The organism is Parahaliea aestuarii (assembly GCF_008064635.1).
GTDB classification, from domain to species: Bacteria; Pseudomonadota; Gammaproteobacteria; order Pseudomonadales; family Halieaceae; genus Parahaliea; species Parahaliea aestuarii.
Window position 1 is genome coordinate 366,219 of record NZ_VRYZ01000005.1, and the last position, 25,536, is coordinate 391,754.

General features: G+C 62.7%; 19 protein-coding genes. 13 read left to right on the plus strand and 6 right to left on the minus strand.

Annotation, left to right across the window (positions count from 1 at the left end; genetic code table 11):
- Positions 1–86 precede the first annotated feature (86 nt).
- The 3 genes from FVW59_RS13305 (at position 87) to FVW59_RS13315 (ending at position 3,945) form a co-directional block, all read left to right on the plus strand.
- Positions 87–2,024 (plus strand): flavin-containing monooxygenase, encoded by a 1,938-nt coding sequence (locus tag FVW59_RS13305; RefSeq protein ID WP_148064826.1) that lies wholly within the window; start codon positions 87–89, stop codon positions 2,022–2,024.
- A 12-nt stretch (positions 2,025–2,036) separates the two neighbouring features.
- Positions 2,037–2,897 (plus strand): SDR family NAD(P)-dependent oxidoreductase, encoded by an 861-nt coding sequence (locus tag FVW59_RS13310; RefSeq protein WP_148064827.1) that lies wholly within the window; start codon positions 2,037–2,039, stop codon positions 2,895–2,897.
- A 451-nt stretch (positions 2,898–3,348) separates the two neighbouring features.
- Positions 3,349–3,945: a TetR/AcrR family transcriptional regulator gene (locus tag FVW59_RS13315; protein WP_148064828.1), complete on the plus strand. Its 597-nt coding sequence runs from the start codon at positions 3,349–3,351 to the stop codon at positions 3,943–3,945.
- An 82-nt stretch (positions 3,946–4,027) separates the two neighbouring features.
- On the opposite strand, the gene FVW59_RS13320 is transcribed toward FVW59_RS13315, so the two are convergent.
- The 5 genes from FVW59_RS13320 to FVW59_RS13340 are packed head-to-tail and all read right to left on the minus strand — an operon-like array spanning position 4,028 to position 9,778.
- A complete protein-coding gene (locus FVW59_RS13320) occupies positions 4,028–4,813 on the minus strand; it encodes an enoyl-CoA hydratase-related protein (RefSeq protein WP_148064829.1) in 786 nt (261 codons plus the stop codon).
- Between the two features lie 26 nt (positions 4,814–4,839).
- Positions 4,840–5,799 carry an acyl-CoA dehydrogenase family protein gene (locus FVW59_RS13325; RefSeq protein WP_148064830.1) on the minus strand — a complete coding sequence of 320 codons (960 nt, stop codon included), beginning with the start codon at positions 5,797–5,799 and terminating at the stop codon, positions 4,840–4,842.
- Positions 5,796–6,944, minus strand: coding sequence for an acyl-CoA dehydrogenase family protein (locus tag FVW59_RS13330; protein ID WP_148064831.1), 1,149 nt, complete (start codon positions 6,942–6,944; stop codon positions 5,796–5,798). The genes FVW59_RS13325 and FVW59_RS13330 overlap by 4 nt, the downstream gene beginning before the upstream one ends.
- A gap of 4 nt (positions 6,945–6,948) precedes the next feature.
- Positions 6,949–8,223: a CaiB/BaiF CoA transferase family protein gene (locus tag FVW59_RS13335; RefSeq protein ID WP_148064832.1), complete on the minus strand. Its 1,275-nt coding sequence runs from the start codon at positions 8,221–8,223 to the stop codon at positions 6,949–6,951.
- Positions 8,213–9,778, minus strand: a complete 1,566-nt coding sequence (locus FVW59_RS13340; RefSeq protein ID WP_148064833.1) for a fatty acyl-CoA synthetase — start codon at positions 9,776–9,778, stop codon at positions 8,213–8,215. Before FVW59_RS13340 ends, FVW59_RS13335 begins: the two co-directional genes overlap by 11 nt.
- Before the next feature lie 388 nt (positions 9,779–10,166).
- On the opposite strand from FVW59_RS13340, the gene FVW59_RS13345 reads away from it, so the two are divergent.
- The 10 genes from FVW59_RS13345 (at position 10,167) to FVW59_RS13390 (ending at position 24,049) form a co-directional block, all read left to right on the plus strand.
- Positions 10,167–10,568, plus strand: coding sequence for a VOC family protein (locus FVW59_RS13345; protein ID WP_148064834.1), 402 nt, complete (start codon positions 10,167–10,169; stop codon positions 10,566–10,568).
- A gap of 9 nt (positions 10,569–10,577) precedes the next feature.
- Positions 10,578–11,621, plus strand: coding sequence for a Dabb family protein (locus tag FVW59_RS13350; RefSeq protein WP_148064835.1), 1,044 nt, complete (start codon positions 10,578–10,580; stop codon positions 11,619–11,621).
- Between the two features lie 92 nt (positions 11,622–11,713).
- A complete protein-coding gene (locus FVW59_RS13355; protein WP_148064836.1) occupies positions 11,714–12,583 on the plus strand; it encodes an SDR family NAD(P)-dependent oxidoreductase in 870 nt (289 codons plus the stop codon).
- A 9-nt stretch (positions 12,584–12,592) separates the two neighbouring features.
- Entirely contained in the window at positions 12,593–13,483 is an 891-nt protein-coding gene (locus FVW59_RS13360; RefSeq protein WP_148064837.1) for a crotonase/enoyl-CoA hydratase family protein, read from the plus strand.
- Positions 13,484–13,643: 160 nt separating this feature from the next.
- A complete protein-coding gene (locus tag FVW59_RS13365) occupies positions 13,644–16,067 on the plus strand; it encodes a TonB-dependent receptor (protein WP_148064838.1) in 2,424 nt (807 codons plus the stop codon).
- A 151-nt stretch (positions 16,068–16,218) separates the two neighbouring features.
- On the plus strand, positions 16,219–19,413 hold the full coding sequence (locus FVW59_RS13370; RefSeq protein ID WP_148064839.1) for a glycosyl hydrolase: 3,195 nt from the start codon (positions 16,219–16,221) through the stop codon (positions 19,411–19,413).
- On the plus strand, positions 19,403–19,852 hold the full coding sequence (locus FVW59_RS13375) for a MaoC family dehydratase (RefSeq protein ID WP_148064840.1): 450 nt from the start codon (positions 19,403–19,405) through the stop codon (positions 19,850–19,852). The genes FVW59_RS13370 and FVW59_RS13375 overlap by 11 nt, the downstream gene beginning before the upstream one ends.
- A gap of 113 nt (positions 19,853–19,965) precedes the next feature.
- A complete protein-coding gene (locus FVW59_RS13380) occupies positions 19,966–21,582 on the plus strand; it encodes a DUF1592 domain-containing protein (protein WP_148064841.1) in 1,617 nt (538 codons plus the stop codon).
- Positions 21,579–22,919: a DUF1552 domain-containing protein gene (locus tag FVW59_RS13385; RefSeq protein WP_148064842.1), complete on the plus strand. Its 1,341-nt coding sequence runs from the start codon at positions 21,579–21,581 to the stop codon at positions 22,917–22,919. The genes FVW59_RS13380 and FVW59_RS13385 overlap by 4 nt, the downstream gene beginning before the upstream one ends.
- Positions 22,916–24,049: a hypothetical protein gene (locus tag FVW59_RS13390; RefSeq protein ID WP_148064843.1), complete on the plus strand. Its 1,134-nt coding sequence runs from the start codon at positions 22,916–22,918 to the stop codon at positions 24,047–24,049. The genes FVW59_RS13385 and FVW59_RS13390 overlap by 4 nt, the downstream gene beginning before the upstream one ends.
- A 19-nt stretch (positions 24,050–24,068) precedes the next feature.
- Here FVW59_RS13390 and FVW59_RS13395 read toward each other — a convergent pair whose 3' ends face one another.
- Positions 24,069–25,304 (minus strand): DegT/DnrJ/EryC1/StrS family aminotransferase, encoded by a 1,236-nt coding sequence (locus FVW59_RS13395; RefSeq protein WP_148064844.1) that lies wholly within the window; start codon positions 25,302–25,304, stop codon positions 24,069–24,071.
- Positions 25,305–25,536 lie beyond the last annotated feature (232 nt).

Sequence of the window (25,536 nt, forward strand, 5' to 3'; positions counted from 1 at the left end):
TAGACGCTATATTTGACAAATAAATTATCTATAAGTAAATTGGCTTTCGCTGTATCAAAAACTGCCCATATTCCTGAGACATGCCCATGCACCCACCTGTACTCGACTTCACGCCGACCCTGCCCATTCGTGATCAGGCCGCCCTGAAACGCGGCCTCGCCGAGGGGGACGTCGCGACGCTGCTGATGGTGTTGGCACAGTACCAGCCTGACACGCCGCTACTGGCAGCCTGTGCGCCCTACATCGGATCGATCTTTGAGCCCGAGAAAAAAGTGCCTGAGGCGCTTGCAGACGAAATCCGACAGACGTTGTTCACGCTGCTGACCCAGGATCCGCCACCCCAAGCGACCGATTTGGATGATGACACTCTGGCACGCCTGCTTAGTGTCGAAGTGGGTGAGCCGGTCGGCGCTGAGTTCGTTCCGATGCTCAAGGAACAGATGGGCTTCGACACTCCCGAGCAGCGCAGCGAGCGACCAGGACGGCAAGCACCCGACGATAACTTCAAGGTGCTGGTGGTTGGCGCCGGCCTGACCGGGCTATTGGCCGCCATCAAGCTGGATGAAGCCGGCTACAACTTCCAGGTGATCGAAAAGAATCCCGAAGTGGGTGGTACCTGGTGGGAGAACACCTACCCGGGCTGCGCCGTGGATACGCCGAGTCATTTTTACTCGTATTCGTTTGAGCTCAATCCGAACTGGTCCCACTACACCCCGAACGGTCCCGAGTTCCAGCGCTACCTGCTGGCTGTGGCCGACAAGTATGACTTGCGCCGCCATGTCGTGTTTGAAACCCATGTGCTCGGTTTTGAATGGGATGAGGCGACCAATGAGTGGGAAGTCACGCTCAGTGATGCCAAGGGCGAGCGCAAGGTCCGCGCCAATGCTGTGATCAACGCCCACGGCCCGGTCAATCGCTGGTCGCTGCCCAATATTCCGGGGCTGGATGCCTTTGCCGGCCCGGTGATGCACACCGCCGGCTGGGACAGCAGCGTGGATTTAAAAGGCAAGCGGGTGGCCATGATCGGCACGGCGGCCAGTGGCGTCCAACTTGGGGCGGCCATTGCCCCCGAGGTCGGCGAACTAACGGTGTTCCAGCGTTCGCGCCACTGGGTCATGCCCAACCACCTGCAGGCGGTACCCGAGGCCGTGCGCTGGGCGCAGCAGCACATTCCCGGCTACAAGGAGTGGTTCCGCTTCCGCGCCTACTGGTTTGCCGCCGACGGCCTGTACGAAAACATCCGTATCGACCCCAATTGGGAATGTGAGGACGGCGCATCAGTGTCCGCCTACAACGAAGGCGTGCGCCAGTACTGCCTGCAAAACTATCACGCCAAGCTGAAGGACCGTCCCGACCTGCTGGAAAAGCTGGTGCCGGACTACCCCGTGTTCGGTAAACGGATCTGCATGGATATCAACTGGCTCGACACCTTGTGCCGCGACAATGTCCGCCTGGAGGACAATACCCTCGACCACGTCGAGGAGAAGGCCATTGTGTTGAAAGACGGCAGCCGGATCGAGGTGGACGTGATCCTCTGCGCCACAGGCTTTGACATTTCGGACATGACGGGTGGACTGCAGATCATTGGTCGTGACGGCCGTAACCTCAAAGAAGAATGGGGAGAAGATGACCCGAGAGCCTACCTGGGGGTCACCGTACCGGGTTTCCCCAATTTCTTCCTGACGGTGGGTCCCAATAGCGCGCCGAATCACGCCGGCGGCCAGAACATCACTTCGGAAACCCAGGTCCACTACATCATGGAGTGCCTGGAAGCACTGCAGGCCAATAACGCCGCCGCGTTGGAGCCCACGCTGGAGGCGACCGAAGCTTTCAACGCCCATGTCGACGAAACCCTGAAGGGACTGATCTGGTCCCACCCCAAGGCGAAGAGCTACTACAAGAACAAGAGTGGCCGGGTCTTCCTGTCCAGCCCCTACAAACTGGTGGATTACTGGGGGATGACCCGGGAGCCGGATTTGGCGGATTACCGCCTGATCAAGGGCAAAGCGCGGGCCGTGGCCTGAGGAGCAGTATTAATGAGTATGGAAGCGTTACGCGGTGGCGTGGCCGTGATCACCGGTGCCGGTTCCGGCATTGGCGAGGGACTGGCCCGGGTCGCCGCGGAATACGGTATGAAAGTCGTGGTGGCGGATATCGCCGTCGACCGCGCGCAGTCGGTGGCCAGCGCGATAGTCGAGCAGGGCGGTGAAGCCCTGGCGGTGAAGGTGGACGTGTCCACCCCGGATTCCATTGATGCGCTGGCTGCTACGGTTCACGAGCACTGGGGGGATGTCACCCTGCTGGTGAATAACGCTGGCGTGGAGACCCTGGGCTTCACCTGGGAGCTATCAACCGCCCAGTGGGAGAAAACCCTCAATATCAATATCCATGGCGCCATTCACGGGGTGCGCGCCTTTGCGCCGCGCATGATAGCCGCTGGCAAGCCTGCCTGGATCGCCAATACCGCCTCCATTGGTGGGCTGGGCATGATGCCGATCCAGACCTCCTACATTCTCAGCAAGCACGCGCTGATATCCTTCAGCGAATGCCTGTACCTGGAAATGCAGATCAAACAGGCGCCGATCCGCGTATCCGCGATTCTGCCGGGGCCGGTAGCAACGCGTATTTTCCAGGACGGCGGGACCACCATCGATACCGGCAGCGAACAGCACCGGGTCTTGATGAACGCTATGCTGGAGGCCGACGGCATCAGTGGTTATGAAGCGGCCCAGCGCATCCTGCCGCAGATCGCGGCCGGGGACTTCTGGGTATCCACCCACCCGGAGATTACCCGGGAAATGGCGGCGGGGCGAGCGGCGCATCTCACGGCACTGGGCAACCCCGCCCTGCCCGTGGAGGTACTGCGTGGCATGGGACTGTCTATCGACGGCGAATAAAGGTCATGACTGACGGCGTGTTCGTGCGCCGCTACCTGGGGTGACAGGTTTGGATGAGCCTTGCCGCCCGCGGTGGGTGCAAGCTATAGTCTCATCTTTAAATTACCAGTAAGTCCAGACGCCAGGGGAGCGTCGCGCCATGCCGAGTAAGACAAGTAAAACCGGGGCTAAACAGGTGTCGAGTGGCGCCTCTAAGACCACCGCGAAAAAGCCTGCGACACAAAAAGCCACCGTCAAAAAACCTGCCGCCAAGAAGAAGGCGGCGAAAGCCCCCGGCGGGAGCGCAGCCAAGGCCAAAGCAGCGACCAAGGCGAGTACCAAGGCCCAGAAAAAGCCCAGAGCAAAACGCACGCCGGCAAGCGCTAAAACTACGACTGTCGCAGTTACCGCACGGCGTGCCACTGCCGGGCGCCCTGCGCGGCTGTCACGGGAGAAAGTCCTGGCCGCGTCGATGGAACTGCTGGAACAGGGGCCGGTGGAGCAGTTCACCCTGGCCAAGCTGGCGAAGTCTCTCGATACCGTGTCCATGGCCTTGTACAACTACTTCCCCAGCCGCGATGCCCTGCTGGAAGGTATTGGCGACCATATCTGCATGCAGTTTGAAATGCCGCCGGCCAAGCGCAACCAGCGCTGGCAGGAAACCCTGATGCAATGGCTGTGGACCTTCAAGGCCCATGCCGAACGCTATCCCATTGTGCTCAAGGTCATGGGCGTTAATGGCAACAGCTCCCCCGGCTGGTTGCGCATTACCCTGACGGTGTCCCGTACTCTCTACGAACAGGGTTTTCGCGGTCACGACCTTGCTCTTCACGTGTGGCTGTTCTGCAGCTACGCGGTGGCGGTGGTATTCAATGAGCTGCAGGGCAGTCACTTCCGCAGTGGCATTTCCCTGTCCCATATCGACAAGCTCGAGCCTGATGAGCAGGAGTTCCTGCTAATGCTGCGCAAGCACAATATGACCCTGACCACCGACGAAGTGTTGGGACTCGCCTTCCAGCAGATGATCAGCAACCTCGAACGCGAGGTGGAACGCATTCAGAACGCCTGAAGCAACGCGTTCGCACTTGCTCACCTGAGCCGCAGGGGTGCGTGAGTCCCCCGGCCGCTGCGTAGCCCGGGCCGCGCCCCCTTCAGTTCGACTTGTTCAGAAAGGCCGCCACCGCATCGCGGTGCTCGGCGGTCGTGTGCATCAGGGCCTGCACGGCGCCGGCATGCTCCAGGTGGTGGGCCAGGTTGTTGTCCCGCGCCTGCTGCAGCAGGCGTTTGGTTTGCTGCACGGCGTGGGGCGGATTGGCCGCTATCCTGTCGGCCAGTTCCAGTGCCGTGGCCAGCAGGGCATCGGGCTCGACAACCTGCGAGACCAGGCCAATGGCCAGGGCAGTCTGGGCGTCAATCATGTCGCCGGTGAGTGACAGCTCCGCCGCTTTGGCATAGCCCACAATGCGCTGCAGCAGCCAGGCGCCGCCGTCCCCGGGTATCAGCCCCAGTTTCACAAAACTCTCGGCGAAGCGCGCTCTGGTTGATGCAATGCGCAGGTCGCACATGCAGGCCAGGTCGCATCCCGCACCCACGGCGGCACCGTTCACGGCGGCAATCACCGGTTTTTGCAGGCGCTGGAACAGCAGGGGGATACGCTGGATGCCGCGCCGGTAGTTGCCCGGGGTTTGCGCGGGCTCATCGGCGGCCAGTGCGCCGGGGGCGCCTGGCAGCATGGTTTTCAGGTTGCCGCCGCTGGAGAACGACTTGCCCGCGGCGGTGAGGACGATGACCCGTACCGTGTCATCACTGTCGGCGCTCTCCAGCGCCTGGCACAGGGCGTCCACCATGGGCCCATCGGATATTGGGTTATGGCGCTCGGGGTCGTTCAGCGTGAGTTTGGCGATGTGGTTTTGCTGCTGCAGTTGTATCAGTGACATGGTAGCTCCCGCAAAAGGGTGCCTGGCTAGCTCAGGTTGGCCAGGGTGAAATCAAAAACGCTGGCACCGCTGTCCAGGCAGGCCTGGCCAACCTGTTCGAACCAGCGGGACTCGGATCCTCCGGCCAGTCGGCCGGCAAGCAGTCGCCGGGTGTAGTGGTGCAGTTCATACTCTTCGGTGACGCCAATGGCACCGTGAACGGCGTGGGCAGTGCTCACCACTGGCTGACAGGCCGCCTTGATCATACCGCAGGCGGCGGCAACACGGTGGTGATCAAGACTGAGCCCGGTGTTGCTGCGTTGCATCCCGCCCGCTGCCAGTTGGGCTGCCATCACGGCGCTGTGGCAATGCCCGGTCATCACGCTAATCTGCTGTTGCAGGGCCTGGTACTTGCCAATCGGGCGGCCAAACTGCTGGCGCGTGTTGGCGTAGTCAACCGTCAGTTCCAGCACCCGCTGCATAGCACCGGCCAGTTGCAAACATTCGGCGGCGGTGCCCAGTAGGCGGATATCCAGCACCTGCGAGAGCGGCGTCACCTCGCCCTGCAGGCGCCAGCCCTGTTCAACATCGCCGCTTACCGGCGCTACAGTGATGCCGCCATCCTTTGCGGTAACCAGTGCGTCCAGGCAGTGCAGGCCCAGGCGCAGGGGCTGTGCCGGCTCGCCAGGGCCGCAGGTACCAACGGCAAGGGCCAGGTTGCCATCGATGGCGTCTGCCAAAGCGTCGGGTAAGGCGGCATAGAGTAGGGCGGTTTCCACATAGGGCAGGGGCAGGGCCCAGTAGCCGGCGGCCATCAGCACCGGCAGTGCTTCGGCAACGCTAAGGCCGGCGCCCTCGGCGCTCTCTGGCAGTAGCAAACGCAAAAAGCCCGACTGCACCAGCTCGTCCCAGGCCGCCTGGGGGTTGAGGTCCGGCTGGCTGGTAAAGTGCGCGTGAATGTCCTGGAACAGGGGCTGGATGCTGTCCAGAAAGACGGAATCGGTCATCGCAGGCCCATCCCCCGGGCAATCAGCCCGCGCAGGATTTCCCGGGTGCCACCCCGCAGCGAGTAGGTGGGGGCGATTATGCTGGTGTATGCGAGGGTGCGCATCAGTTCTACTCTGCCGTGTTCACCACCACGCCGGCCTATCTGATCGGCCAGCATCGCGGGTATGTCCTGTTCGAAGGTGGTGCCCAGGTCTTTGACCAGGGCCGCGGGAATCACCGGGCTTTGCCCCTGTGCCAACTGGGCGGTGATGGACAGTGACAGGGAGCGCAGCACCGCCAACCGGCTGACCAGTTCCCCGAGGGTGCGCTGGTCGCCGGTATCGGCCTCACAAAGTCGCAGCCAGTCGCACCAGCATTCCAGCAGGGCCATCGCCGAGAGAATACGCTCCGGGCCGCTGCGCTCGAAGGCAAGCTCTGCGGTGACCTGCTGCCAGCCATCGCCCTCGGCGCCAATCAGGGCGTCGTGGGGCAATTGCACATTGTCAAAAAACACTTCGTTAAAGTGGGCGTCGCCGGCCAGGTCGCGAATGGGCCGAATGGTGATGCCCGGCAGGGAGAGGTCCACCAGCAGCTGTGACAGGCCCTGTTGCCGGTCGCCATGCTGGCCCGAGGTGCGCGCCAGGGCGATCATGTAGTGACAGCGGTCGGCGTTGGTGGTCCACAGCTTGCTGCCGTTCAGCAGCCAGCCCTGGTCGTTGGGCACCGCCCGGGTGCTGACACTGGCCAGGTCCGAGCCGGCACCGGGCTCGCTCATGCCGATGCAGAAATACAACTCGCCCGCGCAGATGCGCGGCAGTAGCTCACGGCGCTGGCTGTCGCTGCCAAAGCGCAGTAGCAGCGGCGCACTCTGGCGATCGGCAATCCAGTGCGCCGACACCGGAGCGCCGGCGGCCAGTAGCTCTTCAAGGATGACGTAGCGATCAAAGGCGCTGCCACCGCCACCGCCGTATTGGGTGGGCAGGGTAAGGCCCACCCAGCCGCGCTCGCCAAGGGCTTGCGAAAAAGCGGCATCAAAACCCATCCAGGAACGGGCGCGCACATCGGCGGCTGCCGCCGGCGGGTGGGCGACCAGAAACGCGCGTACTTCGCTGCGCAGGGCCTCTGCGGAGGCCGGCAGCGTCTGTCGTTGTGGCCAGGGAATCATCCGCTTACTCACTGTCGGTGGTCAGGTACTGGGCCGGGTTGCGCTCGATCTGCGCCAGCACTTCAAGGGTGTGCTCGCCCAGGCCTGGCGGTGGCATCCGGTAGCTGGGTGGCGTGCGCGACAGACGCAGGGGGTTCGCCACCAGTGGCAGAGTGCCGCCGCCCTCATCCAGGGGCATGGTAATGGCCATGTTGCGAGCGCGGATGTGGGGGTCGGCAAACACCTCATCCAGCGTGTTGATCGGGCCGCAGGGAACGCCCGCCGCCTCCAGGCAGGCGATCCAGTCTGCGCCGGTACGCGCCGCCAGCAGCGGGCGCAGGGTGGCGATAAGGGCGTCGCGGTTTTCCACCCTGGCGGCGTTGCTGGCGTAGCGGGGGTCCCGGGCCAGCTCCGGTACTCCGGCCTCGGCGCAGAAGCGCTGGAACTGGCCGTCGTTGCCGACCGCCAGAATCAGGAGGCCGTCAGCCACGGCAAAGACCTGGTAGGGCACCACGTTGGGGTGGGCGTTGCCCAGGCGCCGGGGAGGCTGGCCACTGGCCAGGTAGTTCTGGGCCTGGTTGGCCAGCAGGCTGACCTGGCAATCCAGCAGGGAGATATCGAGATGCTGGCCTTCGCCGGTACGCTCGGCGTGGCGCAGGGCCGCCAGAATGCCGATGGTGGCATAGAGCCCGGCGGACAGATCGGCAGTGGCTACGCCCACCTTGACCGGCTCGGCGCCGGGGCCGCCATCGGGCTGGCCGGTAATGCTCATCAGCCCGCTCATGCCCTGGATCAGAAAGTCATAACCGGCCCGGGGGGCGTAGGGGCCGCTTTGGCCAAAGCCGGTGACCGAGCAGTACACCAGGGCGGGGTTGATGGCCTTTAAGCTGTCGTAGTCCAGGCCGTAGGCCGCCAGCCCGCCCACCTTGAAGTTCTCCACCAGTACGTGGGCACTGGCCGCCAACTGGCGCACTGCCGCCTGGCCCTCCGGCTGGCTGATGTCCAGCGCCACCGAGCGTTTGTTGCGATTGGCGACAAAGTAGTAGGCGGCATCGCAGGAGCCATCCTGGCGCTGTACAAACGGCGGCCCCCAACTGCGGGTGTCATCCCCCGCGCCGGGGCGTTCAATCTTGATCACTTCCGCGCCCAGGTCGGCCAGTATCTGGGTGGACCAGGGGCCGGCCAGCACCCGGCTTAAATCCAGGACCCGCACACCGTCCAGGGCGCCCGGGGTGTCTTGCTGGCGCGACGCTGTTGGGTTGGCGGCCTCGTGGCCGCTATTCGCTGCGTTATCCGTCATTGCTGAAGACCTCCTCATGGGCCAGGCGCAGCTCGCGCTTGAGGATTTTCCCGGAGGGGTTCCGCGGCAGGTCGTCGGCAAACACGATGCGCTTGGGTACCTTGAAGGTGGCCAGGCGCGACTGGCAGAAGCGTATCACCGCGTCCTCGTCCGGCTCGGCCCCTGCCTTGGGTACCACCACCGCGGTCACCGCCTCCACCCAGCGCTGGTGGGGCAGGCCGATCACGGCCACTTCCGCCACCCAGTCCAGCTGGTAAATGGTTTCCTCCACTTCGCGCCCCGACACGTTCTCGCCGCCGCTTTTGATCATGTCCTTCTTGCGATCGACGATGGTGAGGTAGCCCTCGTGGTCGAGGGTGGCCAGATCGCCGCTGTGAAACCAGCCGCCGGCAAAGGCCTCGGCGGTTTTCTCCGGGTTCTTGAAGTACTCCGTCAGTAGCTGTGGTGAGCGGTGCACTACCTCGCCAATCTCGCCCACCGGCACATCGTTGCCCGCGTCGTCCACGACTCGGGTCTCTACGTGCAGCACCGGCTTGCCGGCGGAGCCCGCCTTGCGCAGCTGGTCGGCGGGCTTGAGGATGGTGGCGGTGGGGGCAATTTCCGTCTGGCCGTAGAGGTTCCACAGCTGCAGATCGGGCAGGCGCGCCTGGATTTCCTTGAGCACCTCCACCGGCATGATGGAGGCGCCGTAGTAGCCCTTGCGCAGGGCCGACAGGTCGGTGTTGTCAAAATCCGGATGGCGCAGCAGAGAGATCCACACCGTGGGTGGGGCAAAGAAAGAGGTAATGCCTTCGCTGGCCAGCAGGTGCAGCAGGTTGCCCGGGCTGTTGTCGGCGGTGATGACATTGCTGCCACCACAGTGAATGGACGGGCCCAAAAAACAGTCCAGCTGGGCGCAGTGGAACAGGGGCAGGGCGTGAAGCAGCACATCCTCCCCGGCGACCTCGGCATCCGCCAGGATACTGCTGTATTGCCACAGCACAGCGGCGTGGCTGAGCACCGCGCCCTTGGGGGCGGATTCGGTGCCGCTGGTGTAGACGATCTGGGCGGGTTCGGTGTTGTCGATGACCGGCGGCTCGGCCAGCGGCGTTGCGCTTGCCAGCGCATCAAAGGGCTGCAGGCCATCCGGTGCGGGGCTATTAAGCGCCAGCCAGAACAGCTGTTCCACGGCCGGACATCGGCTGACGGCGCTTTTTGCTTTCTCCAGCTCGGTATTGCCTACCAGCAGCAAGCGGGCGCCGCTGTGGCCGATGATGTAGGCCGCCTCGTCGGCATTGAGCATGAAGTTCACCGGCACCAGCACCGCGCCGCAGGCCGCTATGGCAAAGCGTGCCAGGGCAAAGGCATTGGAGTTGCGCGACAGGACAGCAACCCGGTCGCCGGGCCCGATGCCCTGGGCCCTGAGGCCCCCGGCTACGCGCATGCTCAGGGTATGGAATTCTCGATAGGTCCAGCTGACATCGTGGTGGCGAATGGCCCGTTTTTCCGGGAACCGCGCTGCGGTGCGGCGCAGTACATCGAACAGTGTCTGCTGCCTCAAATGACCGGTGGACATCACAAAAGTGCTCCTTGAATGCCGTTGTTGTTATCGGTTGTGCTACTACAGCAGGTGAGGGTTGTTGGGCACAATCGTGCTGGGTTGAATTGATGTACCACCTAACAACTGACCTGCAGGGCGGGCGGGATAGCGTTGACGCCGCCGCTGAATAGCGATAGCTTTGCAGAATAAATTAATCATAAGTTAAATGTCTACAGGTGGGCGCGCATTGGTACCAGGCAGGCCGGTTTCGCTGCTGGCAATCGCCCGGTGCTCACCCGGCGGCGATTCGTCTAACGCGGGCTTCACCAATAGAACGACCAACAGCAGTCACCGATAAAACGCCAACGGCAGACAAGCGGCAAACGACAACCCAACCCACCGTTACGCATAACAAGGACACACTATGTCAGGCACCCAGATCCATTTTGGCTTCAGCAAACTGCTCGTTAACGACCTCGAGGCTGCGGCCGCTTTTTATGCCAGCGTGTGCGGGCTCACTGAGCTGGCCCGGGTAGACAGCGAAATTGCCGGCCGGCCCATCAGCGAGATCATGTACAACCCCACCGCCGAGGGCGCGGCCACTTTTGTGCTGCTGCAGTTTACCGACGGTAAAACGAGGGGTAGCGACGAGGTGATTACCGGCTTTCAGACCGAGGATCTGGACGCCTTTGTCGCCCGGGCCGAACAGGCGGGTGGCAGCGTGGTGGCGGCAATCAAAACGATGCCGGAACACGGTGTTCGGGTGGCCTTTGTGGCTGACCCGGAGGGGCACCTGATCGAAGTCGTTGAACTGCTGGCAGGTTGAGGGGGCCTTATGATTACGGTTCAGGATCACCTCATTGTGCCGGCCGCCCATCTCGATGCGGTGCGGCGCCTGTTTGCAGCGCAATACCAGGAGGGGGCTGCAGCGCGCGGGCTGGTGTTTCGCAGCGCGCAAGTATCGCCGCCAGTGCTCACTGCCGAGTGCCCGGTGAGCCTCTGGCTGCAGTGGGAGGTCGCCGATGTCGGCGCCTGGTGGGCCATGCGCGCCCAATCCAGCACGCCGCAGGTGCTGGCCTTCTGGGCCGAGATTGACGCTTTGGTGGAGTCCCGCGAACGTCACTACCTGCAAGACTGCGACAGCCGGGCACTGGCCCCCGCCCTGTCCGCCGAGGCCCCTGTGGCAACCCATGGCTATCGCGAAACGGCCCAGTTGCTGGCAAAAGAAGGGCACCTGGATGCGCTGGAATCCGTCCTGCAGGATGCAGTGGCTGCCCTGCCTGGGCTCAGGGCGAGCGCCCTGTCGCGTAACTTCGCCCCCGAGTACGCTGCCGGCCATTTTACCTGGGACCTGCAATACACGGATGAAAACGCCGCCCGCCTGGCGCGGCAAAGCGATGCTTGGCAGCATCAGATTGCCCCGGCCCTGGCCGATCACTGTGAGGCCGTACACGCACTGGCCATGGAGACCGTGGGTGGGGGCATACGCGATGCCGGCATGGCCGGCGGGGTAAAGCGCACGGCCTTCTTCCGCGTGCTGGCGGGTCAGAGCGATGAGACAGCCGCGCGTTTTGAACGCGACCTGCTGGCCATGCCCCTGCACATTGGCGAGATTCGCAACTGGCGTCTGAGCCGGGCCCGGGCCACCGACTGGCACCAGGCTGACGTAGCAGCCTGGACCTGGGTATGGGAGCAGGAGTTCGACAGCCTCGATGGATTGACCGGCCCCTATATGGCGCACTCGCACCACTGGGCCTACATCGACCGCTGGTTTGACCCGGAGTCTGGGGCCCAGGCCATCGACCTTCACCTGTCTCACGCCTTCTGCGCCTTTGCTGACAGCGTGCTGGCGGCTGAACTGGTGCCCGAGGGCGTCTAAGCAGTGCCGAGCGGGCACGCCTGCACCCAATCAATACCTTACCGAACAAATACCAGACCGGACCCGAACAAGCACACACAAGGAATTGCCCCATGGGAACACTGCTGGAGAACAAAATTGCCCTGGTCACCGGCGCCAGCCGCGGCATCGGCCGCGCTATCGCCCAGCGCTTGGCATCCGAGGGCGCCACCGTGGTGGTGACGGCCCGCAGCCTGGACAGCGCCGGCCAGTACGAAGGTACCCTGAAGGAAACTGTGGCCCTGATAGCGGCCAACGGCGGCACCGCCCACCCGCTGGTTGCCGATCTGGAGCGCGAGGACGACCTGCAGGGCCTGGTCGGGCGCACCGTTAAACTGGCCGGAGGCCTGGATATTCTGGTGCACAGCGGCGGCAAGGCGGAATACGCGCCGACAGTGGATATGGCGCAGGCGATGTTCGACAACACCATCGGCCATTACCTGCGCGCGCCATTTATGCTTTACCACCACGCCGTGCCCGAAATGCGCAAGCGCGGTGGCGGCTGGATTGTCACCCTGGGCTCGGTGACGGCGCTGCCGCCCTTGCGGCCCTACGACGGCTTTGCCAGCCACGGCGGCGCCACCGTGTACGCGGCCATCAAGGCCGCGGTGCGCCGCATGACCCAAGGGCTGGCGGCGGAACTGCAGGCGGACAACATTGCCGTCAACACCCTGGCCCCCAGCACTGCCATTCGCACGCCGGGCGCCAGTGAATGGATCCCCGAGGAGTACCCTTCAGAGCGCATCGAATACATTGCCGAAACCTGCCTGGCCCTGTGCCATCTGCCGGCCAGTGAGCGCACCGGGTTGACCGCCTACAGCCTGCATTTCCCTCACCACCACAAACTGCCGGTGTACACACTGGACGGCAAAGAGCGCATAGAAGCACCGGTGCTACCGGACTATGCGCACCCGGGCATTGTGCCGTCGGGGCTTGGGAACTGAGGCCTGGTGATGGATTACAGTACTCTGAAGTACACGGTTAGCGATCGCGTGCTGACCCTGACCCTGAACCGCCCCCAGCAGCTCAATGCCTTTACCGTGACCATGGCCAACGAACTGGTGCACGCCTTCGAACGCGCCAGCGAAGACGACGCCGTGGGCGTGGTGGTGGTGACGGGGGAGGGCAGGGCCTTCTGTGCCGGCATGGATCTGTCGGTGGGCGGCAACGTGTTCGGGCTCGATGAATCACAACAGCCCACTCTGGAAGACCTGCATAAGCGCCTGGACGACCCGACCATCATCGACGGTGTACGCGATACCGGCGGCAGAGTGACGCTGGCCATCTACGACTGCAAAAAGCCGGTCATTGCCGCCATCAACGGTCCCGCGGTGGGCATTGGCATCACCATGACACTGGCCATGGATATTCGCCTGGCATCGGAAAAAGCTCGCATGGGCTTTGTGTTTGGCCGGCTGGGCATTGTGCTGGAGGCCTGCTCCAGCTGGTTTCTACCGCGCATTGTGGGTATGGCAAAAGCGCTGGACTGGGTGTACAGCGCCGATATTTTTGATGCCCAGGAGGCCCTGGTGGGCGGTTTGGTGAAATCCGTACACGCCCAGGATGAGCTGCTGGAAGCCGCCTATGCCATTGCACGGCCGCTGGCGCAGCGCTCGCCGGTTGCCAACGCCCTGGCACGGCGCATGCTGTATCGCAACAGCGCCTACGCCCACCCGCTGGATGCGCATCGTGTGGACTCCCTGGCCGTGTTCTACACCAGCCAGGGGGACGGCCGCGAGGGTGTGCGCGCCTTCCTCGAAAAACGCGACGCGCGGTTCACCACCCGCGCCTCCAGCGACATGCCTTCCTTCTACGAAGATTGGCTCGCCCGTGACGGAAAATAATTTGTTTTGATCGGTATTGACTATTACCTGAAATTAATAAATTATCTGTCATTATATTTATATATAAGATAAACATAAACACGATGCGGGCTGGCAGTTGCGCCACCCCTCGCGGATCGTCCACATAATCTTTAGAACGGATCTTCCAGGAGCTTGAACAATGTATAAGACCCCCCCTCTGGCCGTGGCCGTGTCGGCTGCGCTGATGTCCCTTTATCCCTCGGTATCCTCCGCCCAGGGGGCGGGTGAATCCGGCATGCTGGAAGAAGTGATTGTGACCGCCCAGCGCCGGGCCGAGAGCCTGCAAGAGGTGCCGATGACGGTGACGGCTATCACTCCCCAGGACATTGCCGACTACAACCTGTTCCGCTTTGAAGACCTGGCACAGCTGTCGCCCGGCCTGTCACTGGAAAGCAACGGCGGGTTTGGTTCGGTGGCGCAGATGCGTGGCGTGGGCTTTGACTCTAACGCCTCGGCCGCCCCGGCGGTGGATGTGTACATCAACGAAACCCCGGTAGATGCCAACTACGCTTTCCAGAGTATCTACGATATCGGTCAGGTAGAAGTGCTGCGTGGCCCCCAGGGCACCCTGCGCGGCCGGCCGGCTCCGGGTGGGGCCATTACCGTCACCACGCGCCGTCCGGACCTGGACGCCTTCGGCGGCTCACTCTCAGCTTCCGCTGGCGATCAGGGCAGTCAGAACTATCAGGGCGCATTGAACGTCCCGTTGATCGACAACCAGCTCGGTTTGCGCGTAGCTGGAATGTTTGATGAAGACGAGGGCAATCGCGCTAAAAGCGTAAACTCCGGTATTGAATCCGAGCGCGAAACCAGAAGCTGGCGCGCCAGCCTCCTGTGGGCGCCCACCGACGGGTTTGAGGCGTTGCTGACTCACCAGTGGCTGGAGTCCGATCGCATCAATATGGAAACCGTGAACGGCCCTGGCGCCGGCTATAACGGACCGGCCATCGGCGATGATCGCGATCTATCGGTGATGGAAGGCGAATCAGGCGGCAAGCAGAAGTTCCAGACCACTACGCTGCACATGTCTCTGGACCTGCCAGGCCACGTGCTGTACTACAACGGTGCCTACCAGGACAACTCCTTTGATTTCGATGTCGAACTCGACCTGCTGAATGCAGCCCTGGACTGGACTGAAGCGCAGAAAACGCGCTCCAGCTTTAAAGTCGATTCCCAAGAGCTGCGTCTGGAATCCGATAACCCGGATGCCTTCGCCGACTACCTCGTCGGGTTGTGGTATATGAAAACCGATACCGCAACCACGTTCGCACAACCGTCGGTGCTGGATGGGGCGTTTGGCTCCCCACTCAATCCAGACCCTACCGGCGGCGTGAATAGCGACTACCTGATTCAGGCCAGCGGTGGCATTCCCATCGAGATGACCGAGTACGCCATCTACAGCAACACCACACTGCATCTTACCGATGCAACTGACTTGCAACTTGGCGTCCGTTATTTGCAGTCAGAGGAAGAACGGGTTGAGACTATCAACACCAGCGCAGCTGAAATTGCCATCGGCATTGCGCCTGGCGCACCCCTGAACGGGCTTTGCCAGGGCCTGGTTGGTCTGGGTGTGGGCTTTAACGGTGACGAGACCTACCCGGGTTACTGTGACCTGGTCCTTGCCAGTTCAAACTACTCTCAGACAGCCTCCAAGGATCAGGAAGCCTGGGTGTACAACGTGGCGCTCAAGCACCAGTTCACGGACGATGTGATGGCCTACTTCAACTATGGCCACTCCTGGCGTCCGGCCGGTGTTACTGTCGGCGTTACTGCGCCGGTGACCCCCGACCTCCTGCAGGGCGACCCTGAAGAGTCCGATTCCTACGAAATCGGTGTGCGTTCGGAGCTGTTTGACCGTCGCATGCGCTTGAACGCGTCGATTTTCCACCAGAGCTTCGACAACTTCATCGGGCGTTTTAATGAGGTGCCCTACATCGGCGCCGGCGACACCATCCAGTCGGGTGGCTTTACGTACCCCGGCGACGCCACCGTCGAAGGTTTTGAGCTGGATGTTTCCTACAGCCTTACTGAGAACTGGTGGGCCCAGTTCAACACGGCTTACGCGGACGGTACCTATGACGATGCTACCGTGCCATGTCGCGACACCAACCTCGATGGCAACCCGGACTCCGGCGATATTGGTGACCTGACTCTGGACGATTTCGGCGGTAGTTCCGTGCTCTACTGCGATGTCGATACCCGGATTTCCAGTACGCCCAAGTGGACGGCCATGCTGCAAACCGAGTATTCCTTCGAGCTGTTCTCCAACGACGCCTATGTGCGCGCGCTGTACAACTACTACAGCGAACAGGAGGACACCGGCATGGATTACGAGGCTGATGCCTACGGTATCCTCAACGTGTTCGCCGGCATCCGCGGTGTGAATTCACCCTGGGAAATCAGTGTGTGGGCCAAGAATCTGCTGGATGAGGACACTTTGCTGGAGCGCGGCCAACCGCAAACGGTCTATGGCATGTTCCCGGCTGGCTATTACCAGGTCCGCTACGTACCCGAGCGCGAAGTCGGCATCACCCTGCGCTACGCCTTCGGCAACGGTTAAGCACTTTGCGTTTGGCGAAACGCTAACGTGCATTTTTGGCGCCACCTCCCTTTGGGAGTGGCGCTTTTTTTTACCCCTAATTTAATGCCGCTTTCAGGCTCGCTGACTAGCCTGCTTCCGCAATGCCTGAACCCAGTAAGGAGAGCACCATATGCTGCGCCGAATCGCTAAAGTCTTCGGGATAATACTGCTGTCAGTTGTGTTGCTGGCAGCGGTCGCAGTGGGCTGGTTCTACCACACACTCAACCAGGCGTTGGTACCGCCGGAAAATCCGGCGGGTTTCCCCAGCATTGCCACCTACGCCCCGGATGAGGAAGCCGCCACACCTGACCTTGAGCAGAAGGCGCTGGTTGAGCCGGTCGACTGGCAGCAGCTGGCCTCGCCACCGGCTTCGGCCCGCCCCTGGACACGCTGGTGGTGGCCGGGCGGCGATGTACGCGCCGATGTAGCCACGGCGCAACTGGACAGCCTCTTCCAGGCGGGCTTTGGCGGCGTGGAAATCCAGCCCTTCATCAGCGGCATGATCAATGTCGCGGATAACGAAGCCCTGATGTCCCGCGTTTACAGTTTTGACTCGGCGGACTACTACACCACGCTCAATGCCACCGTTGAGCACGCCGCAGGCCTCGGAATGCAGGTGGATTTAACCCACTTCAGCGGTTGGCCGCCCGGGGGGCCGGAAGTTCTGCTGGAAGACAGCGTGACAACGCTGGTAACCGCGAGCGAACGGGTCGAGGGAGGCGGCGAAATTAGCCGGAAACTGCCACGCCCCGAACCCGGCCCCAGCGAACGGATATTCTCAGCCATAGAATTGGCCGGCGCGGACTTCATCAACTATCCCGCCGATCACGCCCGCCTGCTCAGTGTCACCGCGGCCAGGGTTGAGGCAGGTGAACACGCCTGGAGTCCGTTCAATGTAAACGATACGGTGTTCATCGACGGCGAATCCCTGCAAGTACTAACCGACAAGGTGTCCATCGAAAAGGGATTGGACGCCACGCTGCGCTGGAACGCTCCCGAGGGTAGCTGGCAGATCATTGCCCACTACCTGATGCCCTCCGGCGAGGTACCCATGGGCGCCGCCCAGAAGCCCCAGGGCTTTGTGGTGGATCACCTGCGTTCAGCCCAGGTGTTGGGACACTATGAATACGCCTACGGCGAACGCACGGGCTTGCCGGCGCAGTACGGCAAGGGCCTGCGGGGTTTCTTCAACGACAGCCTGGAGTTTCGCGTCACCCGCATGGCCGTGGAGGACATCCTGCCGGAGTTCCGGGCGCGCCGGGGCTATGACCTGGAGCCCTACCTGCCAGTGATTCATGTGGAAGGCTTCGACAATGTCTATTTCCGTGAGCTGCTTGGGGTTCACTCGGCACCGGAGTACGCGATATCGCCCCTCGATGAGCGCATTCGTATGGACTACCAGCAAACCCTGTCGGACCTGATTGTCGAGCGCTTTGTGGAGGGCTCGGCCGAGTGGGCGGCGCAGCGCGGGCTGGTGTCCCGTGGTCAGAGCTACGGCATGGACATCGACCTGCTGCGCGCCATGGGTGCCAATACCATTCCCGAGACCGAGCAGTTGTGGGCCGGCGGTGCCAATGTGGGCCTCAAGTTTGCTTCATCCGCGGCCGCGCTGTACGGGCGCCCGCTGGTCAGCGCCGAGTCCTTCGTGTGGATCAATCGCGATTACCAGCCCACAGCGCGGCGTTTGAAGGCGGCGGCGGATAAATTGATGCTTGCCGGGATCAACCATATTATTTATCACGGTACGCCCTATCCCTGGCAGGGCAGCGGTAACGGCGAGTACGGGGAGGAGGGCTGGCAACCGTTTTCCGGCCCGGGCAATCCCGCGCACTTTTCCGGCCTGTATTCCGAGGCCAACACCTCGCTGTGGCCGGACCTGCCGGAGCTGAACCAGACCATCACCCGCAGCCAGCACCTGCTGCGCCAGGGTGCACCGGTACTGGATGTACTGGTGTACTACCCTTTCCTTGGTTTCCACGGTCCCAATGCGGACCGCGAGGGCAAAGAAGTCCTGGTCAGCGGCAGCCTGCCGGACGCTGACCCCGCTTCCGTCATGCTCGAAGCACCCGAGCTCACCGCGGGCAAGGAGCAGCTCGGCAAGCTGATGACGGTGCCGCCGAAGCAGACCGATCACCGCGTTACCTGGATGGAAGCCTTGCAGCCGACCCTGGATGAACTGGATCGGCGCGGCATTACCTGGGGCTGGGTGAACGACCACGCCCTGCAGAGCGGGCTGGTCGAGAACGGCGAACTAACCGCGTCCGGTGGTCGCTACGGTGCCATATTGCTGGCCGATGTGCCCTCGCTCCCGCTGCAAACAGTGGACGCACTGGCGCGTCAACAGGCGCAGGGCGTGCCGGTATATTTTGCTGGCCAGCTCCCCAGCCAGCAGCGCTCCTTCCTCAATGCCGAACGCGGTGACGCGGCGGTGGTGCAGGGCGTGGCAAACCTGGTGCAAGGCCATTTCGAAACCGGTTCCGCTGCACTGTTGGAGGCGCTGGTACAGGCGTCGCCGGAGAGCGCCCGCTATGCCCGTCCATCCACCATTCACCGCCAGCGTCGGGTGCTGCAAGACGGTAGCGAAATTACCTTCTTTGCCAACCAGTCGGCATCGGGAGCGGATGTCGCTCTGCGCGATGTCGACGCGAACGCCTGGTGGTTTGACCCCCGCACGGGTGCGACGTGGTCGGCCGCTATACAGGGCGACGAATTGCCTGTCGAGCTCGCAGCCTGGGAGTCGCGCTTCCTGATCAGCGGGGTTGAGATACCGGCATCGTCTGGCCCGCAGCCGCCAGTCACTTCGCTGGCGCGCCCCGCGCAGCATACGCATGCGCTGGACCAATGGTCCCTCGAACTGGGTGACTATCAGGCTGCGCCGGCGCCGCTACGGGACTGGCGGGAGATTGATGCCCAGCGTTATGCAGCCGGCCCCGGCATTTACCGGCATACGCTTAACCTCGATCCGCTGAACGCCGGCAGCCGCTACGTGCTTGATCTGGGCCTGGTGCAGGGTTCCGCGACGGTGTCAGTGAATGGCCAGACCCTGGGGCAGGCCAGCGTACCGCCGAGCCGAGTAGACATCACCGATGCACTCCAACCGGGAGAAAATCACATCGAGGTGAGCTTGAGGCCCCCCCTGCGCAATTCCTTTGTCGGGCGCGGCCTGAGCGGCGATCCCCTGTACTCGCACATGCAGGGTTACCAGGACCAACTGGTGGCCGCCGGCCTCATCGGCCCGGTGGTCCTCAGCGAGTTTGCAGCCCCGGCGAACAGGGACAGCGACGCAGCTGTGCGATTTCATGAGGAACCAGTAGATGCCAGGTGATGATATCTACCAGCAACTGCGCGGCTACTATCTGGATGAAATTGCGCCGGGTATGACAGCCGGATATGACAAACGAATCGAAGACGCCGATGTCCAGGCCTTCGCCGGGCTGTCCGGCGATGTGAACCCCCTGCACCTGAATCCGGCGTTCGCCCGCGCAACCCGTTTCGGCAGGCCGGTGGTTCACGGCATGGTCACTACCAGCCTGTGGTCGACCATCGTCGGCACCCGGCTACCTGGGCCGGGCTGCGCCTATATGTCGCAGGAACTGAAGTTCCTGAAACCGGTGTTTGTGGGCGACACAGTTGTGGCATCGATGACCGTGACCGAGCTGGAAACCGAGCGGCAGATTGTTCATATGGAAGCCCTGGCGCACGTGGGTGAAACCCTTGTCGCCTGCGGTCATGCCCGGGTCTGGGTGCCGGTTCGCGGCGCCTGACCTCCGCGCCGCGCGGGCCGTTTCGCCATCACACTTTCATACCCGGGTTCATTTCCGCTTCAGGTTTGCTCAATATACTTATAGATAAGTAATAACAAAGGGGTGGCGCCGCAATGCCAGTGCTTCACAGAGTCAAACGATCGCTGATACTGCTGGGGGTCTGCTTGCCACTGTCGCAGACAGCGCTGTCCAGTGTCGAGGCCTCAGCTGACAACCAGCGTGTGGTGGGTATGAAGCGCCTCACCGAATCCCAGTACCGCAACAGTGTCGCCGATATTTTTGGCCACTCCATCGAGCTGTATGGTCGCTTTGAGCCGGACTATCGGCAGGCGCGGCTACTTGCCGTGGGCAGCGCGGTCACCAGCGTGTCGCCCTCGGGGTATGAACAGTACGACATCATGGCCCGGGGCATTGCGAAACAGGTAGTGGCGGAGGAGGGGCGTGAGCAGTTCCTGTCCTGTGATCCACTGGCGGATGCCTGTATCGACGAAGTCATACAGCACTACGGCAGCCAGCTGTTCCGCCGTCCATTGAGCCGGGCGGAGCAGGATCAGCGTGTCGCGGTGGCGGAAGAGGTCATGGCCAAAGGCGGTGACCACTACCAGGCGCTGGAGTATGCCCTGGCCAGCTTGCTGGTCTCGCCGGAGTTCCTGTTTCGTGTTGAGCGTGTCGAGCCCGTCCCCGAGCACCCGGATGAAGCCCGTCTTACGGCCTGGTCACGGGCCTCGCGGCTGAGTTACTTCCTGTGGAATAGCACGCCGGATGCCGAATTGCTTGCTGCGGCGGAGCGGGGTGATCTCTACACGAGGCAGGGGCTTGAGGCACAGGTACACCGCCTGCTGGAGTCACCTCGTCTGGAACCCGGCATGCGCGCCTTCTTCGCCGATATGCTGCGCTTCGATACCTTCGATGAACTGTCCAAGGATGCCGCGTTGTATCCGGTCTTCACTGCAGAGGTCGCAGAGGCCATGCAGGAACAGACCCTCCTGACCATGAACGAACACTTGCTGCAGGAGAACGCCAGTTACCGCGAGTTGTTTACGCGTCGCGCCATGCCCATGAATCGCGCCCTCGGCATGGTCTATGCCGTGCCGGTGCAAAGCTCGGACGACTGGGAGCCCTATGAGTTTGCGGAGGAGGGCAACAGGGCCGGCCTGCTCAGCCAGGCGAGCCTGCTGTCGCTGCGCGCCCACGCCGGCAGCAGTTCCCCGACACTGCGCGGCCTGTACCTGCGCGAAACCTTCCTCTGCCAGACCATTCCGCCGCCTCCGGCGGATGTTGATTTCACCCTGGACGAAGCCTTTGCCAAGTTGCCTACGGCAAGGGAGCGGCTGCTGCGCCACCGCAAGGAGAGCACCTGTGCGGCCTGCCACCACCTGATGGATCCGATTGGCCTGACCCTGGAGCAGTTTGATGGGGTGGGCATGTTTCGCACGCGTGAGAATGGTGCGCTTATCGATACCCGCGGGGAGCTGGACGGGCGCCAGCTCGGGGATGCCAAAGCGCTGGGGCAGGCCCTGAGCGAACACGACGGTGTACCCGCCTGCCTGGTGGATACCTTGCTCCGCTACGCCCTGAGCGCGCCCGACCTGCGTCATCAGCGCCGTGCGCTCGACAGCCTGCAGCAGGCATTTTCCGATTCCGGTTACCGCTTCCGCGACCTGCTGTGGCAGATCGCCACCAGCGAGACCTTCTACGCAGTACCCGAAAGCCAGGGAGCGTCATCATGAAAGTGAAAGGTTTGACCCGGCGCACTCTGCTGCGCGGTGTGCTGCAGGGCTCCGCGATTTCCGTGGGCCTGCCGATACTGGATGTTTTTCTCAATGGCAACGGTACCGCGCTGGCCTCCGGTGCGCCGCTGCCCCTGCGCTTTGGCACCTGGTTCTGGGGCTGCGGCATGACCCCGGAGCGGTGGAATCCCCAGGCCGAGGGCGCCAAATGGGCGCTCACGCCGGAACTGGCGGCCCTTGAACGCCACCGCCGGGAGCTGAGCATCCTCAGCGGCTTCAACGTCCATCTCGACGGGCGCCCCAACCAGGTTCACAGCAGCGGGGTGGTGGGCACCCTGACCGGCAACGCCCCGATGGTGCCGGATGAGTATGTAACCCCGACGCTTGATGTGTTGATCGCCGATGCCATCGGCACCGGCACGCGCTTTCGATCACTGGAAATTGCCGCCAGTGGCGACCCCCGCCACAGTTACAGCCGGCGCAGCAGCAGTGTGGTCAACGCCGCGGAGGTTTCGCCGCTGGCGCTGTACCAGCGGGTGTTCGGTGAGGGTTTCCAGGACCCCAATGCCGGCGAGTTCCGGCCCGACCCGGCGCTGATGATGCGCCAGAGTGTGCTGTCGGCGGTAAAAGAAGACCGCCAGCGTCTGATGCAACAACTCGGCAGCGGGGATCGCGCGCGGCTGGATCAGTATTTCACAGCAGTGCGGCAGGCCGAGCAGCAGTTGGATATCATGCTGCAGGAGCCGGAGCCGCTGGCGGCCTGTGTACTGCCCGATCAACCGCAGGAAGTTGCCACCGGCACGGAAATCGACCAGGTGGCACGCAATCACACCCTGCTGGCCCAGCTGATGGCGCTGGCGGTGGCCTGCGACCAAACCCGGGTGTTCAATGTGGTGTTCTCCCCCGGCGCGTCCAACCTGCGTCGCGCCGGCAGCAGCGCCAATCACCATCAGCTCACCCACGAAGAGTCTGTTGACCCTGCACTCGGTTACCAGCCGGAGGCGACCTACTTTGTCGAGCGCAGCATGCTCGCCTTCGGCGAGTTTCTCGACATTCTCAAATCAGTGCCGGAAGGCGACGGTACCCTGCTGGACAACTGCGCGGTGCTGGCTCACTCGGAAACCTCTCTGGCCAAAACCCATGATGTGTCGGGTCTGCCCCTGATGCTGGCCGGCCGTGCTGGCGGTCGCCTGCGCAGCGGCCAGCACATCAAGGGCCGGGGCGATCCGGTCAGCCGGGTTGGCCTGACCCTGCAGCAGCTGATGGGCGTGCCGGTGAGCCGCTGGGGAACCCGCTCCATGGAAACCGATCGCGCGCTTACGGAGGTGCTGGTATGAGAACAGGTATCGCACTTCGGCTACTGCGTGCCGGCGCGATGCTGGCGGGTCTTGCCGCGGGCGCCGTGCAGGCAGAAACACTGGGTTTTGTCCTGTCTTCGTTCACCATGGTCACCCCGGGGGCCGGGCCTGAAGACTGCCCCGAGGGCTTCAATAAAGGCTATTCAGAGCGCTTTCTCGACAGCCTGCCGGCCAGCGAACGGCAGCGTTATGCAGAAAATCAGGGGCTGCTGTACCAGGCCCAGGCACCCTGGTACTACGAAAACCCGGAGGAAGACCCCTGCGCCAACCCGGGGGCTTTTCCCGATCCGGGCATGTACACCATCGATGGCCCGCTCAGCCTGCAGCGCATGGAACCGGACGGCAGCCTGTCGCAGCGCAGTGCGCCGCCGGCCCAGTGTCCGGCCACCGATGATTTCACTGCGCTCGCTGAGGGTCGCGCCATCGATAACCAGTACTGGCGCGTGATGGGCTGTGTGCGCGGCTATCAACCCACCGGGCAGGCGGCGGCCTTTGCCAACTCCTTCATCTTCGACGGCAGCACCACCATGCTGCTGGAAGTGGATATGCCCGAGAACGGGGCGGACGGCCCGGTGGCCCTGCGCATCGCTTCCAGCGATCAGCCGGTATCCCTTGGCACCGATGGCCAGCCGCTGCCCTGGAGAAGTTTTAACACAGTGGCGCAAGAGCGATTTCACAATAGTGCTACGGGTGTACGTGAAGGCAAGGTGATCGCCACCGGACCTTTCGACCTGCGCCTGATCCGCGCGGCCCAGCGTCTGGATAGCGAACTCTACCTGCGGGACGCGCGCCTGCGATTAGAGATAGACCCGGACAGCGGCGAGGCCAGCGGCTATCTGGCGGGCTACTGGGACCTCGAATGGCTGGCCCACGCCTCCATTCGCATCCAGGACCGAACCGGACGCTCCTCCGGCAAGCCGGCGGCAGACACCCACGGCTATACCTGCCCGGGGAAATACTACGCCCTGCAGCGCCTTGCCGATGGGCACCCCGATCCCGCCAGCGGGAACTGCACTTCTATCTCGGTGTTGCACAGCCTGAGGGCGGTGCCGGCCTTCGTGCTGGACCGGAAATCCACAAAGCCGGAGCAAGCGGACCCGGCCCAATAACGGGGCACTTGTGTGCCCCTCAGGGTTTACCGTCTGCAGAGATAAAGGCTTCCAGCACCTGCTCCACATAGCGCTGGTCTTCCTCCGTCATGGTCGGATGGCAGGGCAGCATCACGCCAAACTCCATTATCTGGTCACAGTTGCCGAGGCCTGCCGGGTGAACCCGGTAGTCGCGGCCTTTCAGCATCGGGTGGCGGGTGATGTTGCCCGAGAAAATGACGCGGGAGAATACACCGCTGTCCTCCAGGTGTATTTGCAGGGCTTTACGGCTCCAGCCTGTTTCCGGGCGAATCTGTAGCGGAAAGCAGATCCAGGTGGTTTCGGTTTCCGGCAGTGTGGTGGGTACGATGAACTTATCGGCGTATTGTTCAAAGAACTCGTAATAGCCCTGGAAGCGCTCATTGCGCAGTTTCCACAGCTCGTGGATGCGGTTCATCTGGCCGAGGCCGAAGGCCGCACCGGCCTCGTTAGGGATAAAGCCGTAGGCCAGATCCTCGAACAGGAACAGCGAGTCGTAATCCAGGCCATCCAGCTTCTCAAGGAAGCGACCATCGCTCTCGGCCACCTTGGTGCCGAACATGTACTTCTCCGACGAGCGCCCCCAGGCGCGCAGCATCAGTGCGGTGTCCAACAGTTCGTCATCATCAAAGAACACCATACCGCCGTTACCCAGGGCGGTGATGATGTGGAAGATGGAGAAACTGGTCACGGAAATGTCGGCGCGGGTGGCGGTCTTCTTTCCTCGCAGACTGCCGCCGAGGGTGTCGCAGGAGTCGTGCACCAGCTTCAGGTCGTGCTTGTCGGCCAGTGCCCGCAGCTTGTCCCAGTCGCCAATGCCGCCGACAAGATCCGGCACCAGCATGGCTTTGGTGCTGTCGGTAATCACGTCTGCAACGCGATCCGCCATCATCTGGTAGTCATCCAGCCCCACGTCGATGAACACCGGCCGGTAGCCCGCCTGGTAGATGGTGGCGACATCGGTGGAGAAGGTCAGGGCGGGGGTAATGACTTCCGAGCCAGGCGGCAGGTTCAACAGGCGCATGGCGATCATCAGTGCGGATGAGCCAGAGTTCACCATAACGCCGTGCTTCTTGCCCATGAACTCGGCGACACGGGCCTCGAATTCTCCGACGCGGGCGCCGGGGATCATGCCGTTGGGGTCGGCCAGAACTGCATTGACCTGGCTGATCTCGTCTTCACCGTACATGGCGCCGCCGTAGCGCACCACTCGGGGTGCAAGTTTTTGAGTGGTCACAAAGATCTCCTTCTATGGAATCGTTGGCTGCGAATGACAGTGACAGCTTAGGGCCTTTAAGCTTAATATCAATTCAGTAAAAATAGAGCGGCCACCGCGGTGGTTTGCGTATACCGCTGAAGTCTGCCACCCATTCCATTTGAAGGCTGCCACCCGGACCGGAGCAAAGCTGCCACCCATCGGAGCGTAGCGACGCGGGGTTTGCATTGTTACTCGGAAGCCGTGGTGTCCG